This is a genomic window from Streptomyces sp. XD-27 (assembly GCF_030553055.1).
GTDB lineage: Bacteria > Actinomycetota > Actinomycetes > Streptomycetales > Streptomycetaceae > Streptomyces.
On sequence record NZ_CP130713.1, the window covers coordinates 4,199,331 to 4,215,013 of the forward strand.

Here is a 15,683-nt window from a genome sequence, read left to right on the forward strand (position 1 = left end):
GATGATTCCGCTTTCTTTCGCGCAACGCCGCATGTGGGTTCTGCACCAGATGGAGGGCGGGTCGGAGAACTGGAACATGCCGGCGGCCTTTCGGCTGACCGGTTCCCTGGACCTGACCGCCCTCGCCGCAGCGATCCGCGACGTGGTCGACCGGCACGAGATCCTGCGCACCGTCTACGCCACGAACGACGACGGTGAGCTGCACCAGCGCATCCTCCCCACAGCGGAGGCCACGCCGGAGGTGCCGGTCATCGACGTCGCGCCCGAAGACGTGTCGAGCGCGGTCGACGAGGCCATCGCCTACCGCTTCGACCTGGCGGCCGAGATCCCGGTGCGCGTACGCCTGTTCCGCTGCTCACCCGAAGAACACGTACTCGTCCTGGTCATCCACCACATCGCCACCGACGGCAGCTCGGGCGCGCCTCTTGCCCGGGACCTGGCCGCGGCCTACACCGCCCGCAAGGACGGCCGGGCCCCGCAGTGGGAGCCGCTGCCGGTGCAGTACAAGGACTACACGATGTGGCAGCGCGAGGTGCTCGGCGACGTCGCGGACCCGGGCAGCCTCGCCGCGCGGCAGATCGAGTACTGGCGCGGGGAACTGACCGGGGTGCCGCAGCCCCTGAACCTGCCCCTCGACCGCCCGCGGCCCGCGGAGGCGAGCGGGCGCGGCGCCACGGTCGGCCTCGTGGTCGACGCGGAGGTCGTGACAGGCCTGCAGCGGGTGGCCGACGAGCGCGGGGCGACCATGTCGATGGTCCTGCACGCCGGGCTCGCGGCGCTGCTGTGCAAGCTGGGCGGCGGGCAGGACGTGACGATCGGCAGCTCGATCGCCGGGCGGACCGACGAGGCTCTCGCCGACCTGGTCGGGTTCTTCGTCAACACCCAGGTGCTGCGCGTGGACCTCTCCGACGACCCCTCGTTCAGCGATCTGCTCGCCCAGGTGCGGAACAAGGCCCTCGCGGCCTACGAGCACCAGGACGTCCCGTTCGACATGCTGGTCGAGTCGATCAACCCCGTGCGCTCCCCCGCGTACCAGCCGCTCTTCCAGGTGATGCTCGGCCTGCTCAACTACGAGCGGCCGGAGCTGGAACTCCCCGGACTCACCTTGGAGCCCGAGCCGGCCACCACGTCGAACTCCAAGGTCGACCTGTTCTTCAACCTGGTCGCGGACGACTCGGGGACGCTGCGGGGCGACATCCTGTACGCGACCGACCTGTTCGACCGCGAGACCGTCGAGGCCATCGCCACCCGGTTCGCCCGTGTCCTTGAGCAGTTGGCCGCCGACCCGGGCATGCGTGTCGGGGACGTCGACGTACTCCTTACGGGCGAGCGGCAGCGCCTTGTGGTGGAGGTGAACGACACCGCCGAGCCGACCCTGGAGCAAGGCCTGGTCGCGGCGCTGCGCGAGCGGGCACAGGCGACGCCGGAGGCACTCGCCGTCATCGGCGAGGACGAGTCGGTCACCTACCGGGAGCTGGACGCGCGGTCGAACAGGCTGGCGCACTGGCTGGTCGACCGCGGCGTGCGGGCGGAGTCGCGGGTCGCCGTGTGCCTGCCCCGGACGGTGAACCTGGTGGTGGCGCTGCTCGCGGTCCTAAAGGCCGGTGGAGCGGTCGTCCCGATCGATCCGAACCACCCGCGATCCCGTATCGACCGCGTCATCGAGCACGCGGAGCCGGTGCTCGTGCTGGACACCGACGCGCTGGCGGGCGCGGACCCGTCGGGTTACCCGGACGCGGCACCGGAGGTCGTCGTCCGGCCCGAGAACACCCAGTACGTGAGCTACACGTCCCAGTCGGCGGGGAAGCCGGAGGGCGTGGCGGTCCCGCGCGGCGCGGTGGCCAACTACCTGGCCACGGCGGGGCGTCGGCTGCCCCTTTCGGCCACGGACCGGATGCTGTTCGCCACCACCGTGGAGCTCGACGCGGCCAACACCGAGCTGTACCTGCCGCTCATCGCCGGTGCGACCGTGGTGGTGGCGGGCGCGGAGAGCGTCGAGGACCTGCCGGCCGTGGCGGAGCTGATGCGCCGCCACGAGGTCACCGTCGTGCAGGCCACGCCCCACTTCTGGCAGAGCCTGGCGCTGCGCGAGCCGCACGCCGCGAACGGTCTGCGGATCGTCATCGGCGGGGAGGCCGTACCGGCACGCCTGGCCAGGATCCTGGCGAAGCAGGCCGCCGAAGTGATCCACGTGTACGGCCCGGCCGAGACGACGACGTGGTCCACCGACGCCCGCGTGCGGGTGGGAGCGGGGGTGCCGATCGGGTCACCCGCCGGGAACACCCGGGTGTACGTCCTCGACTCGCGCCTGCGCCCGGTCCCGCGCGGAGTGCCGGGTGAGCTGTACATCGCCGGTGCCGGGGTGGCCCGCGGGTACCAGGGCCGACCGGAGCTGACCGCGGAGCGGTTCGTGGCCTGTCCGTTCGGCGCCGCCGACGGCGGCCGCGGCGAGCGGATGTACCGCACCGGAGACCTGGTGCGCTGGGACGGCAACGGCCAGTTGGAGTACGTCGAGCGCACCGACCGCCAGGCACGGGTCCGGGGCTTCCGGGTCGACCTGGCGGAGATCGAGCGCGTGCTGGCCGGACACCCGGGCGTGGCGCGGGCGGCGGTCGTCCAGCGGGAGCACCGGGACGGCGGCCAGCGCATCGTGGGCTACGTGCTGCCCGAGCCCGACGCCGCCGCGGCCGAAGCCGGTGGCCAGGCGCTGCTCGCCCAACTGCCCGCGTACCTGAGCGGGCACCTCCCGCGCCACATGGTGCCCGACACGGTCATACCGCTCGCCGAGTTCCCGCTGACTCCGGACGGAAGGCTCGACCGGGAAGCACTGCCGTCCGAGGACACGAGCACAGCGGCCAGCCGGGAGCCGCGCAACTCCCACGAAGAGAGGATGTGCGCCCTCTTCGCCGAGTTGCTCGAGTGCGAGAGCGTCGGCATCGACGACGACTTCTTCGAACTCGGCGGGCACTCGCTCCTGGCCACCCGGCTCAGCGCCCGCATCCGCAGCGAGTTCAACATCGACATGCCCCTGCGGACGATCATCAAGTACCCCACGGTGGCCGAACTGGCCGCGCTGCTGCTCGTCGCCGCCACCGAGGAACTCTCCGACCCGTTCGGCGTCGTCCTGGAGCTGAACAGCGATCCCGGTACGGGCAAGCTGCCGCTGTGGTTCATGCACGGGGGCGGCGGCCTCGGCTGGGCGTTCTTCAGCTTCGTCCTGCACGCGCAGGACCGCCCGGCCTACGCCCTGCAGTCCCGCGGCTGGGACGGCGTGGAACCGCAGGCGGCATCGGTGGAGGAGATGGTCGAGGACTACGTCGACCAGATGGTGAAGATGCAGCCGGAAGGGCCCTTCCACCTGGTCGGCTGGTCCTACGGCGGGACCGTCGTGCAGGCCGTCGCGGAGGCCGTCGACCGGCGCGGGCGCGAGGTCGCCTTCGTGGCCATCCTGGACTCCCAGCCCGGCGGTGACTACTTCAAGGAGATACACGAGGGCCGGACGGTGGCGGACTACCGCACGGAACTCGAAGAGCACTTCGGCCAGTACTTCGGCACCGAGAACCGGCAGCAGCTCGTGGACAGCATGTCGAGGATCCTCGCCAACAACGCGGCGATCATGTCGAAGTTCCAATCGCCGGTCTACCGCGGTGACGTGCTGTTCTTCAACGCGACGCTGGAGGAGAACTCCTACGCGCACCTGTGGCGGCCCTACGTGCTCGGCTCCATCGAGGTGCACGACGTGCGCGCCGTCCACCACGAACTGCACATGCCAGGCCCCGTGGCCGAAATCATGGAAGTCATCAACCGCAAGCTGGCGGCATGACCGGACAACAATGCAGGAGCACCGGTCCGACGGACCGGCGAAAGGACGAGGGGGGTTGGTCGCGGTGAAGGCATCCGGCGGGCCGACGGAGAACGGGGACCAGACCACGCTGCTGTGCGTGCCGTTCGCGGGAGCGGGAGCTTCGTTCTTCCACCCGTGGCGGGCGTTGGCCGCCGACCGGTGGCGCGTGGTCGCCTTCGAGCTGCCCGGCAGGGAACGGCGGATGCTGGAGACGCCGTACCGCAATGTCGTCGAGGCCGCCAGGAGCGAGGTCGACGGCATTGCCGAGACGCTCGGCGAGGGCGCACGGGTGGTGCTGTTCGGACACAGCCTGGGCGCGGTGCTCGCGTACGAGCTCGTGCACCTGCTGACCAAGCGCGACGTGCACGTCGAGCGCTTGGTCGTCAGCGGTTCACCGGGGCCGTGGACGCAACGGGAGCGGCGCGCCGCGGGGCTCCCCGACGACGAGTTCCTCGCCCGCGTCGAGGAGTTCGCGGGGTTTCGGCACGAGGCCCTCGACCACCCGGAGATGCGCGAGCTGATCCTCCCCGTGCTGCAGGCCGACTGCGAGATGCACGAGAACTACCTGCCCAGCACCGACGAACCGGTGTCGGTGCCGATCTGCTCACTGCGGGGCGACTCCGACGGCCTGGTCACGGCGGAAGAGGCGCGGCAGTGGCGGTCCGCGACCACCAGCGCGTTCAGCTACGCGGAGCTGGCGGGCGATCACATGTACCTGGTCGACCAGGGCCGGGAGGTCCTTGACGTGATCGAGGCCGAGTCCGCCCGGGCCCGCTAACGCCAGGACAGCGGCCGTGTCAGGGGCGTGACAGATTGGTGACAGCCCCGACGAGCACGGTGGGGACATGAGAAGTTCCGCGATCGCAGTCTCTGGACTGCGCAAGGCATATGGCGACAAAGTCGTGCTCGACGGCATCGACTTCGAGGTCCCCGAGGGGTCGGTGTTCTCCATGCTCGGCCCCAACGGGGCGGGCAAGACGACGACGGTGAACATCCTGGCGACGTTGCTGAAGGCCGACGCCGGCACGGTGCGCGTCGCCGGGCACGACGTGGCGACCGCGACCAAGCAGGTGCGCGGCGCCATCGGCGTGACCGGTCAGTTCGCCGCAGTGGACGCCCTGCTGACGGGCCGGGAGAACCTGCGGCTGATGGCCGACCTGAAGCGCGTACCGTCCGGCGAGCAGACGGTCACGCAACTGCTTGAACGGTTCGGCCTGATGGAGTCCGCGGACAAGATGGCGGCGACCTACTCCGGCGGCATGAACCGGAAGCTGGACCTGGCGATGACCCTGGTCGGCAACCCCCAGATCATCTTCCTGGACGAGCCGACCACGGGCCTCGACCCCCGCAGCAGGCGCACCATGTGGGGGATCGTCCGCGATCTGGTCGCAGGCGGCACCACCATCTTCCTCACCACCCAGTACCTGGAGGAGGCCGACGAGCTCGCCGACCGGATCGTGGTCCTCGACGACGGCCGCCTGGTCGCCGAGGGCACCCCCGAGGAACTCAAGCGCCAGGCCCCTGGCACCCACGTCCGGCTCAGGCTCGCCGACCTCGACGACCTCGACACGGCGGCGCGGATCCTGCCCGGCGCCACCAGGGACGACCAGGAACTGACCCTGCGGGTGCCAAGCAACGGCGACGCGAAGTCGCTGCGGGCCCTGCTCGACCGGCTCGACGAGCACGCGGTCAACGCCCTGGAGTTCTCCGTGCACACACCGGACCTCGACGACGTCTTCCTCGCCCTGACCGGGCGCGCGAGCACGAAGGAGGAGGCGAAGTGAGCTCCCTGTCCACGGCGTTGGCCGATTCGTCGATCATGCTGCGCCGCAATCTGAAGCACACCCTGCGGAACCCGATCACGGTGTTCAACGCGCTGCTCATCCCGATCCTGGTCATGCTGATGTTCGTCAAGGTCTTCGGCGGCGCCTTCAGCGTCGGTGACGACTACGTCGACTACGCGACACCGGGGATGCTCGTGATGGGCATCAGCTACGGGCTCGGCGCCACCGCGACGGCCGTGAACGACGACATGACCAAGGGCATCATCAACCGGTTCAAGGCGATGGACGTCTCCCGCGGCGCCGTGCTGACCGGCCAGGTCGTCGTCACCACGCTGCGCTGCATGGTGGCCGACGCCGCCATCATCGGGGTGGCCTTCGCGATGGGATTCAACCCGACCGCGAGCGCCATGGACTGGCTCGGCGTGTTCGGTCTCATCCTGCTGGTCACCGTCGCGACCAGTTGGCTCACCGTCGCGGTGGGGCTGGCCGCGAAGACCGCCGAGTCGGCCGGCCTCGCCGCCGTGCCGCTGATCCTGCTGCCCTTCCTGAGCAGCGCGTTCGTGCCCGCGGAGACGATGGGGGCCGGCGCGCGGCAGTTCGCGGAGTACCAGCCCTTCACCCCGATCATCGAGACGCTGCGCGGGCTGCTGGTGGAGGACGGCCCGTCCAGGGGCGACGCGATCGCGGCCGTCTCCTGGTGCGTCGGGCTCGCCCTCCTCGGCTACATGTGGGCGCTCGCCACGTTCAAGAAGCGAGCGTGACCTCGGCCAACTGACACCAGTTGGCCTCCGCCCCCTCCCGAGCCGCCTCGGCGAACCGCGCGTCGCCGAGGCGGCGGCGCGCGGTCTGCTCGATCCGGGCCACGTCCGGGTGGGAGCGGTCCTGCAGCCCGCGCACCCCCGCGCTCGCCGCGAGCAGCCGCGCGGCCTGCTCGTGCTCGTCGCGGCGCAGCGCCAGATCCGCGACCCCGACGAGCACGTGCGCGATCAACGGCGCGTGTCCCCCCTCGGACGCCGCCTGGTAGGCCGCCGCTCGGTGCGCCCGGGACTCGCCGAGGTCATCGGTGAGGTAGCCGAGCAGGTCGTGGGTCCTCGCCCGAATGATCGCCCGCTCCGCCTCGTCGCCCAGCAGGGCCTTCGCGACGCCGAGTTGCCGGTGGGCCTCCTCGGTCCTGCCGTCCCACCGGGCGAGTTCCGCCTCCGAGAGGGCCAGCTCGGCCAGCGCGTCCGGCCAGGTGACGCGCCGCGCGCTCCGCCGCGCCTCGGCCATGGCGGCCGCGCCGGCGTCCTTGTCGCCAAGCAGCCAGTACATCTGCGCCTGCCGCGACCGCATCCGCATGATGTCCTCCGCGGCACCCACTTCGGTGACGACCTCGATCGCCTGCTCGTAGTGCTCGCACGCGGCGACGAACTCGCCGCGCACGGCGATCCGGTCCGCCAGCTCGGTCAGGGCGAACGAGATCCCGAACCGCTCCCCGAGCGCCCGGAACTCGATGAGCGCCCGCTCCAGATAGGCGTCCGCGTCCCGCCCGTCCCGGCCGAGCATGATCCGCATCTTGCCCAGGTGCAGCCGGGCCATCGCGCGCACCCAGGGGTCCTCGTCGTCGAGCAGCGGCTCGAACGCGGGCAGGAACGCGTCGGGCGCCTGCAGCATGCGCTCCAAGGGGGCGACGAACCCCAGCACCGGATGGCTGCGCCGACTGCGCTGGCTGAACCGGTGCGTCTTGTGAATCCACTCCGCGGCCTGGTGCTCGTCACCGCCAGGACCGGAACTCAGGAACATCGCGATGAGGGCGTACACCATGGCGCGGGCCTCGTCCGTCACCTCGCCGGACGTCCTGGTGGCCGCGGTGAGCAGCTCGATGCCCTCGGTCTTGTGGCCGCTGAGCCACCAGTACCAGCCCGCGCTCGCCGCGAGCCGCATCGCCGCCTGCGCCTCGCCCGCCGCCAGCGCGCCGCGCATGGCCGCACCGATGTTGTCGTGCTCCGTCTCGAGCGTGGCCAGCCAGTCCAGTTGCTCGGCGCGGCGCAGGTGCGGCTCGGCGACCTCGGTCAGCTCGGTGAAGTAGGCCAGGTGTGCGTGGCGCGCCCGGTTTGTCTCCCCCGTCTCGGCGAGCCGGTGCCGGGCGTACTCCTTGATCGTGCCGATCATGCGGTAGCGGGGAGCGCCGCCGCCCTCGGCGAGCAGCAGCGACTTCTCGGTCAGCGCGGTGAGCAGTTCGAGGACCTGCTCGGGCTCGACCGCATCACCCCCGCACACCCGCTCGGCCGCCTCCAGGCTCGCCCCGTCGGAGAACACCGAGAGCCTGCGCAGCACCGTCCGCTCGGCGCCGCTGAGCAGCTCCCAGCTCCAGTCGACCGAGGCGCGCAGCGTCTTGTGGCGCGGCAGCGCGGTCCGGCTGCCACTGGTCAGCAGGCGGAACCGGTTGTCGAGCCGGTTGGCGAGCTGGTCGACGGACATGGTGCGCAGCCGGGCCGCGGCCAGTTCGATCGCCAGGGGAATCCCGTCGAGGACCCGGCAGATCCGCGCCGTGGTCGCCAGCGTGTGCGCGTCGGACCCGAGATCCCGGCGCACCGCCCCGGCCCGGTCCCGCAGCAACCGGACGGCGGGTGAGGCCTGGATCTCCTCCGGGCCCGCGTCGACCGCCGGCACGGCCAGCGGCTTGACCGGCCACAGCGCCTCCCCGGTGATGCCGAGCGGCTCCCGGCTCGTCGCCAGGATCCGCAGCCGCTGGCACTCCCCGAGCATCCGGTGGGCGAACACCGCCGCTGACTCGATGACGTGCTCGCAGTTGTCCAGGATCAGCAGCACATCCCGCTCGCGCATCGCGACGACGAGCCGGTCGATCAGCTCCGCGTTCGGGGCTCCGCCGAGCAGGGAGTCCCGCAGGCCGAGACCGGCGAGCGTGGACTGCGCCACGTCGGCCACGCCGCCGTTCGCGCGGACGGCGGCGAGTTCCACCTGCCGGACCCCGTCCGGCAGGTCGCCGAGCAGCGTGCGCGCGGTCTCCGTGGCCAGCCTGGTCTTCCCCGAGCCGGCCGGACCGATCACGGTGGTGAGCCGGTGCTCGGCGACGAGCGCACGGACCGCGGTGACATCGGCGTCCCTGCCGACGAAGGTGGTCAGCTCCGCGCGCAGGTTGGTCCTCGCGCCCGTTTCCCTGCGCCGCAGGCCCTGCCCCAGCTCACCCCGCAACAGCGCGACGTGCAGCGCCTCCAGCTCGGGGGAGGGGTCGGCGCCCAGCGCGTCGGCCAGGGCCTCCCTCGCGCGCTGGTAGACCAGCAGGGCCTCGCTGTCCCGGCCGGCCGCGACGAGGGCGCGCATCAGCGCGGCGACGAACCGTTCCCGTACCGGGTGCGCGGCCACCAGGTCGGTCAGCTCCGCGACCATCTCCGCACCGCGCCCGAGTGCGATCTCCGCGTCGATCCGCTCTTCCGTGGCGGTCAGGCGCAAGGCCTCGAGGCGGCCGACCGCGGCGTCGAAGTCGGCACTGTCGTGCAGGCCGACGTCCTGCATGGCCGCGCCGCGCCACAGCCCGAGGGCCTCGCCGAGCACCCGCGCCCGTCGGGGACTGTCCTCGGCGTGGGTCCGGCCCGCGGCGACGAGGCGTTCGAACCGCACGGCGTCGACGGCATCGGGCCCCAGTGTCAACCGGTAGCCGTCCGTCTGCCCCTCGATCACCCCGTACGGCAGTGCCTTGCGCAGCCGCGAAACCAGGCGCTGCAGGGCGTTTGTCGCGTCGGAAGGCGGGTGCTCGCCCCAGATCCAGTCGACGAGCGACGCTTTCGGGACCGCGTGGCCCGTTCTGAGGGCGAGGGCTATCAGTAGTCCGCGTAGTCGCGCACCCGGCATGTCGACCAAGGCGCCGTCATCTGTGCGGACTTCAAACTGCCCCAGCATCCCGATCTGCACCCGCTGATTCTGTCATGGTCATTCGACGTCAGTGAACTCGCCGACGCGCTCCGGGGCATGGCGGCAACGCGGCAGGTGAAAGGGCGTCCGCGGCCGTCCCGTCGGCTGTCCCGTCGACGGGACAGCGCCCGCGGACGCACATCGTCCGCTCGCTCTGAGCAGCGCCAGCGCCGAGTCGAACTGGTAGAGTCGCCGATCGACGAGGCTCAAGCCGATTACCGAAGAGACTCAAGCCGATCACGGAGCACCCGGAGAACTCGCGCACCTCGTCTTGTTGATTCGCGTCTCATGACCCGCGGTTCGGAGCGGGAATCCGATGCCGGCCGGGAACTCCCTGCCGGTGCAGAGCACCTCGCGGCTCACATCGAAAAGTCACTTCCACTGGGACAAGCCGGTATTTGTGAAATGGCTCCCTGGCGAGAAAGGAATAACGCGGCAGGGGCATGGCCCATGCGGCTGCGCAGGTGATGTGCTGTCCCGCCGGCGGGACGACGGGTGCCCAGCGAGGCCGCGCTGACATCCCTTGCACCGCGTTTCACCGGCCAATTACGTTGACCTTGCGATGGCCCTCGGTGCACCGTCGGCAACCAATTCCGAGCGATGGACTCGTCTCGCTGGTGGGGGAAGGAGAATGCTGGCAATGGAGGCAGAAGCGCGAGCCGCGACTCCGAGTGTGCCCGTTTCACTCGTACGGGAGATCTCGGCGCTATGGGGGGAATACCTCGACTCTCGCGAAGTCGGGGCGGACGACGACTTCTTCACGATCGGCGGAAATTCGCTGATCGGGATCAAGATCATCGATCGGGTGGCCCAGGACTACGGCGTCGAGCTGTCCGTGCGCGACTTCTACCTGGCACAGACACCGGCCCGGGTCGCCGAGCTCATCGAGCAGGGGAGGGCACAGCCGTGAGGCTGACGCCGGGCCCCGCACGGGACATCGACCTCGACCGCGTCGACCTGTTCGACCTGGACCTCTACTCCTACGGCGATCCGCACCCGATCTGGGACGTGATGCGGGAGAAGGCTCCCCTGCACCACCAAGTCCTCCCGGACGGCCGGGAGTTCTGGTCCGTGACCCGGTACGAGGACGTGTGCCGGGTGCTCGGCGACCACCGGGAGTTCACCTCGGAGCGCGGCACCACGCCCACCCACGTCGGGGTGGACGACCCTGCGGCGGGCGTGCTCCTCACGTCCACCGACCCGCCACGGCACACCGAGGTCCGCAGGCCGATCGGCGCCAAGCTCACCGCGCGGGCGGTGAAGTCCTGGGAGGACTCGATCCGGCGGACGATCGTGCGCTTCCTCGAACCGGCGCTCGACGGTGAGACCTTCGACCTGGCCGAGAAGGCGCTGCTCCTCCCGGCGATGGTCACGGGCCCGCTCCTCGGAATCCCGGAGAAGGACTGGGCGGAACTCGTCCAGCTCACCGCGATGGTGACGGCTCCCTCGGACCCGCACTTCAAGCAGGGCAGCGAGGCCGCGACCCTGGCCATCTCCCACCACGAGCTCCTCACCTACGTCAAGGAGTGGGTCAAGACGCGGCGGGCGGACGGTCGCGAGGACGACAGCCTGCTCCACCACCTCATGAGCGTCCGCCCGGGTGGCGCGCCGCTGACCGACGAGGAGATCGCCCTCGACGGCTACAGCATTCTCCTGGGCGCCAACGTGACGACGCCGCACACGGTCTCGGGCACGGTGCAGGCGCTCATCGAGCGGCCCGAGCAGTTCGCCAAGGCGCAGGCCGACCCGACGCTGGTCCCGAACCTGGTCGAGGAAGGGCTGCGCTGGACATCGGCCGCTTGTAACTTCATGCGGTACGCGGTGGACGACGTCCAGATCGGCGGGGGCACGATCCCGGCCCGTGCGGCGGTCGTCGCGTGGATCGGGTCGGCCAACCGGGACGAGTCCCAGTTCCCCGATCCGCACCAGTTCGACATCACGCGGGACGGCGCCAAGCGCCAGGTCGCGTTCGGGTTCGGGCCGCACTTCTGCATCGGGGCGCCGCTGGCCCGGCTGACCCTGCGCGTCTTCTTCGAGGAACTGCTCCAGCGGTTCGCATCGATCGAGCTCGCCGGCGAACCGCAGCACCTGCGGTCGTACTTCATCGCCGGGATGACCCACCTCCCCATCGTCGCCCAGAAACGACAGACGCCATGACATCCGGCTCCACCACCGCCACGTCGCCGTGGTTCGTCCGGCCGCCGTCCACCGACCACCCCGCCCGGATCTTCTGCTTCCCCTTCTCCGGGTCCGGGGCTTCGGCGTTCAGCGCCTGGCCGGCCGCGATCGACGACGTCGAGGTCTGCCCGGTGCAGTTCCCCGGCCGCGAGAACCGGCTGGCCCACCCCCACTACGGCACCTACGAGGACCTCGCCGACAGCCTGGTCGACCCCCTGGTGCCGCTGCTCGACCGGCCGTTCGCGCTCTTCGGGCACTGCGCGGGCGCGCTGCCCGCGTACGAGACCGTGGTCCGGCTCGCCGAACGGGGCCTGCCCCAGCCGGATTGCTTCTTCGTGTCGGGCCAGCCGGCACCGCACGACGCCTCGCGCGACCGGATGCTCACCATGACCGAGTCCGAACTGCGCTCCGAGTTGGAGTCGTTCATCCGCGGCCGGGGAATGGAGCCGCGGCCGGACATGATCGACATGGGCCTGGCCGTGCTGCTCCGCGATCACGCCGCCGCGCGTGCGTACCGGCGGGAGAAGCCGGTCGCGCTGTCCTGCCCCATCGTCGTACTGCACTGGCGGGACGACCCCGATGTGAGCCTCGACGAGCTCGAGGGGTGGCGCCAGTACTCGGATTCGGTCGACATCCGGGTTGTCGACGGCGGCCACTACGACTTCATGGACGCGCCGGACGAACTGCTGAAGCTGCTGACCTCTTGGCGGTGACGGCAGTGCAGCCCGTAAGAGCCGTACGCCGAGGGAACCGGAAGGAATTCGTATGAGTGGCGCAGCCACCGATATTGCCGTCATCGGGATGTCGTGCCGCTTCCCCGGTGTGCACAACCTGGGGGAGTTCTGGCGCCTGCTGCTCGACGGGAAGTCGACCGTCGGAACGTTTCCCGAGCAGCGGGCGATCGAGGCGAAGTATCCGTCCCACCCGGACGCCGTCACCGTGAACTCGGGGTCGTTCTTCGACTCCGTCGACGGGTTCGACGCGGAGTTCTTCGGTACGGGGCCGGCTGAGGCGGCCGCCATGGACCCCGTGCAGCGGCTGGGGTTGGAGCTCGCCTGGGAGGCCGTCGAAGACGCCCGTGTTCCGGCGACCGCGCTCGCGGGCCGCGAGATCGATGTCGTGGTCGGCGCCGGCCCCTCCGGGTACGAGCTGCTGCGCAAGCTGTCCGGCAGCGACCAGGACGACCACTACGCCGCGCTCGGCTCGAGCGGCGCGTTGATCGCGAACCGGATCTCGAGCCTGTTCGACGTCCGCGGCATGAGTTTCTGCGCGGACTCGGGCCAGTCCTCGTCCCTCGTGTCGTTGGCGCTGGCGTGCGACCGGATACGCGGCGGCGCGGTCGACATGGCGATCGCGGGCGGCGTGCACCTGATCGTCGATCCGGAGGCGGGACTCGGCCTGGCGAATCTGGGCGCCTTGTCGCCCGACGGCCGCTGCTTCCCCTTCGACGAACGGGCCAACGGCTTCATCCGGGGCGAGGGCGGGGCGTTCGTCCTGCTGAAGCGGCTCGACCTCGCCGTCGCCGATGGTGATCACATCTACGCGGTGGTGCGCGGCTGGGGCGTCGGCAGCGGTGGCGCGTCCTCCCGGATACCGGATCCCAGCCCCAGCGGGCAGGCGGCAGCCGTGCTGTCGGCTCTCGAGCGTGCGGCTGTCCCGTTCGACGGTGTCGACTACGTCGAGGCCCACGGCACCGGCACACGACTCGGCGATCCGGCTGAGATATCCGGTCTGCGCGAGGTGTTCCGGGAGACCGGCCGGAGCCGCCCCCTGGTGATCGGCTCGGTGAAGGCGAACGTCGGGCACCTGGAGCCGGCCGCGGGGATCGTCGGCTTCGTGAAGGCAGCGCTCTGCGTGGACCGCGCTCACCTGGTGGCGAATCTGAACTTCCGGTCTCCGAACCCCGCCGTCCCGGACTTCCAGGAGGACTTCGAGGTCCTCCGGTCCGCGCGGCCCTGGCCGAGCACGCCGGGTCGGCCGCGGCGGGCAGGGGTGACGTCGATCGGGATGGGTGGCACCAACGCGCACGTCATCCTCGAACAGGCACCCGAGGGCCGGACGGAACTCCGTCCCGCAGGTGAGGACGCGGGCTCCGCGGGCCGTGCCGGGGTGGTGCCGTGGGTGCTGTCGGCGCGGTCGGAGCCCGCCCTGCGGGAGCAGGCGGCGCGGCTGCGGGAACTCGTGGCCTCGGACACGTCCCTGCCGGCGGCCGACGTCGGGCATTCGCTGGTGTCGACGCGGTCGCTGTTCGAGCACCGGGCGGTGGTCATCGGCGACGGCCGCGAGGAATCGTGGGCCGGTCTTGACGCGGTGGCGACGGGCAGCAGCTCGGCACGGGTGGTGCGTGGGGTGGCCGCGGGGCCCGTGGGCCCGGTCGTCTTCGTGTTCCCCGGCCAGGGCTCGCAGTGGGCGGGCATGGGCAGGAAGCTGTACGCGCAGTCGGAGGTGTTCGCGCGCGGGATCGACGCGTGCGCGCGCGCTCTGGAGCCGTGGGTGGACTGGTCACTGGTGGACGTGGTGACCGGTGCGGAGTCCGCGCCGTCCCTTGAGCGGGGCGACGATGTGGTGCAGCCCGCGCTGTTCGCGATGATGGTGTCCCTGGCAGAGGTGTGGCGGTCCCTTGGAGTGGTCCCCGACGCGGTGGTGGGGCACTCACAGGGAGAGATCGCCGCGGCCTGCGTGGCGGGCGCGATCCCGCTTGAGGACGCGGCGCGCATCGTCGCCCTGCGCAGCCAGGCACTGACCGACCTGGCCGGTCTTGGCGGGCTGAACGCGGTGTCCGCGCCCCTCGCGTGGGTTGAGGAACGGTTGGAGCGGTGGGCCGGGCGGCTCTGCGTGGGCGCGGTCAACGGACCGGGCTCCGTGGTGATCTCCGGGGACCTCGAGGCGCTTGACCAGTTCGCGGCGATGGCGGCCGGAGACGGTGTCCGGGTGCGCCGGGTCAAGATCGAGTACGCCTCGCACTCCCACCACGTCGAACGCATCCGGGACCGGGTGCTCGAGGCCGCCGCCGGGCTTTCCCCGAAGGAGTCGGCGGTGGAGTTCCACTCCACGGTCACCGGGGGGTTGCTCGACACGCGCGCGCTCGACGGCTCGTACTGGTACGACAACCTGCGCTCGACGGTGCGCTTCGGCGAGGTGGTCGAAGGCCTGATGCGGGACCGCGGCGGGGCGTTCGTGGAAGTCAGCCCGCATCCGGTGCTCGCGGTGGCGATGGAGGAGACCGCCGACGCGCTGACGGCATCGCCGGTGGTGACGGGCACCCTGCACAAGGACGACGGAAGCGTGGGCAAGGTCATCACGTCCCTTGCCGAACTGCACGTGCGGGGCGTGTCGGTGAACTGGGAAGAGGTGTTCGCGGCGGACCGGCCGCGCCGGATCGGCCTGCCGACCTACGCGTTCCAGCGGCAGCGGTACTGGCTGACGGCGCCCGAAGACACCGGCACCGCGCCCACGGGCTCCTCCGCGCCCACGGGCTCCGCGGCACCCACGAGCGGACCGGGCGTGCACCGGCCCGCTGCCACCGACACCGGGGCGGCGGACCTGGTGTCGGAAACCTCGGTCCTCGACCTGGTGTGCGCCGAAACGGCCGCGGTGCTGAGCCGGGAGGACACGGATCTGACGGGCGCCGACCTCGCGGCGAGGTCGACCGAGACCTTCAAGGACCTGGGTTTCGACTCCTCGATGGCCGTGCGGCTCCGCAACCGGCTCGCCGCGGCAGCCAGTGTGCGGCTCCCGGCCACCGTCGCGTTCTCCTACCCCACTCCGCAAGCGCTCGGCGGCCACATCTTCTCCCTCCTCAAGCCGGAGACGCCCGCCGACGCCGCCGTCGAGCCGGAGACGCCCGACGTCCCGGAAGCGGCGCGGGGAACGAGGGTGGAAAGCCGGAGTGATGATGAATTGTACGAATTGATCGACCGCGGATACGTGTAGCACCCGTATAGCACCACCCCCGTAGCTCCACC

9 protein-coding genes are annotated in these 15,683 nt (G+C 71.0%); 8 read left to right on the plus strand and 1 reads right to left on the minus strand.

Annotated features, from left to right (window positions below; genetic code table 11):
• Position 1 precedes the first annotated feature (1 nt).
• From Q3Y56_RS18060 to Q3Y56_RS18075, 4 genes are all read left to right on the plus strand, one after another.
• Positions 2-3,823 carry an amino acid adenylation domain-containing protein gene (locus Q3Y56_RS18060; protein ID WP_304462944.1) on the plus strand — a complete coding sequence of 1,274 codons (3,822 nt, stop codon included), beginning with the start codon at positions 2-4 and terminating at the stop codon, positions 3,821-3,823.
• 64 nt (positions 3,824-3,887) lie between these two features.
• Complete coding sequence (locus Q3Y56_RS18065) at positions 3,888-4,622, plus strand: thioesterase II family protein (RefSeq protein ID WP_304465665.1); 735 nt, start codon at positions 3,888-3,890, stop codon at positions 4,620-4,622.
• 67 nt (positions 4,623-4,689) lie between these two features.
• The gene (locus Q3Y56_RS18070) at positions 4,690-5,628 is read left to right on the plus strand and encodes an ATP-binding cassette domain-containing protein (RefSeq protein ID WP_304462945.1); all 939 of its coding nucleotides are present in this window, start codon (positions 4,690-4,692) and stop codon (positions 5,626-5,628) included.
• A complete protein-coding gene (locus Q3Y56_RS18075) occupies positions 5,625-6,389 on the plus strand; it encodes an ABC transporter permease (RefSeq protein WP_304462946.1) in 765 nt (254 codons plus the stop codon). The genes Q3Y56_RS18070 and Q3Y56_RS18075 overlap by 4 nt, the downstream gene beginning before the upstream one ends.
• Here the strand turns inward: Q3Y56_RS18075 and Q3Y56_RS18080 are convergent.
• Positions 6,373-9,540, minus strand: a complete 3,168-nt coding sequence (locus Q3Y56_RS18080) for a BTAD domain-containing putative transcriptional regulator (RefSeq protein WP_304462947.1) — start codon at positions 9,538-9,540, stop codon at positions 6,373-6,375. The genes Q3Y56_RS18075 and Q3Y56_RS18080 overlap by 17 nt on opposite strands.
• Positions 9,541-10,180: 640 nt before the next feature.
• Here Q3Y56_RS18080 and Q3Y56_RS18085 point away from each other — a divergent pair.
• From Q3Y56_RS18085 to Q3Y56_RS18100, 4 genes are read left to right on the plus strand one after another with little or no spacing between them, the layout of a single operon-like run.
• Positions 10,181-10,450 carry a phosphopantetheine-binding protein gene (locus tag Q3Y56_RS18085; RefSeq protein WP_304462948.1) on the plus strand — a complete coding sequence of 90 codons (270 nt, stop codon included), beginning with the start codon at positions 10,181-10,183 and terminating at the stop codon, positions 10,448-10,450.
• Positions 10,447-11,697: a cytochrome P450 gene (locus tag Q3Y56_RS18090; protein WP_304462949.1), complete on the plus strand. Its 1,251-nt coding sequence runs from the start codon at positions 10,447-10,449 to the stop codon at positions 11,695-11,697. The genes Q3Y56_RS18085 and Q3Y56_RS18090 overlap by 4 nt, the downstream gene beginning before the upstream one ends.
• Positions 11,694-12,431, plus strand: coding sequence for a thioesterase II family protein (locus tag Q3Y56_RS18095; RefSeq protein WP_304462950.1), 738 nt, complete (start codon positions 11,694-11,696; stop codon positions 12,429-12,431). Before Q3Y56_RS18090 ends, Q3Y56_RS18095 begins: the two co-directional genes overlap by 4 nt.
• A 52-nt stretch (positions 12,432-12,483) precedes the next feature.
• The gene (locus Q3Y56_RS18100; protein WP_304462951.1) at positions 12,484-15,651 is read left to right on the plus strand and encodes a type I polyketide synthase; all 3,168 of its coding nucleotides are present in this window, start codon (positions 12,484-12,486) and stop codon (positions 15,649-15,651) included.
• Positions 15,652-15,683: the final 32 nt, after the last annotated feature.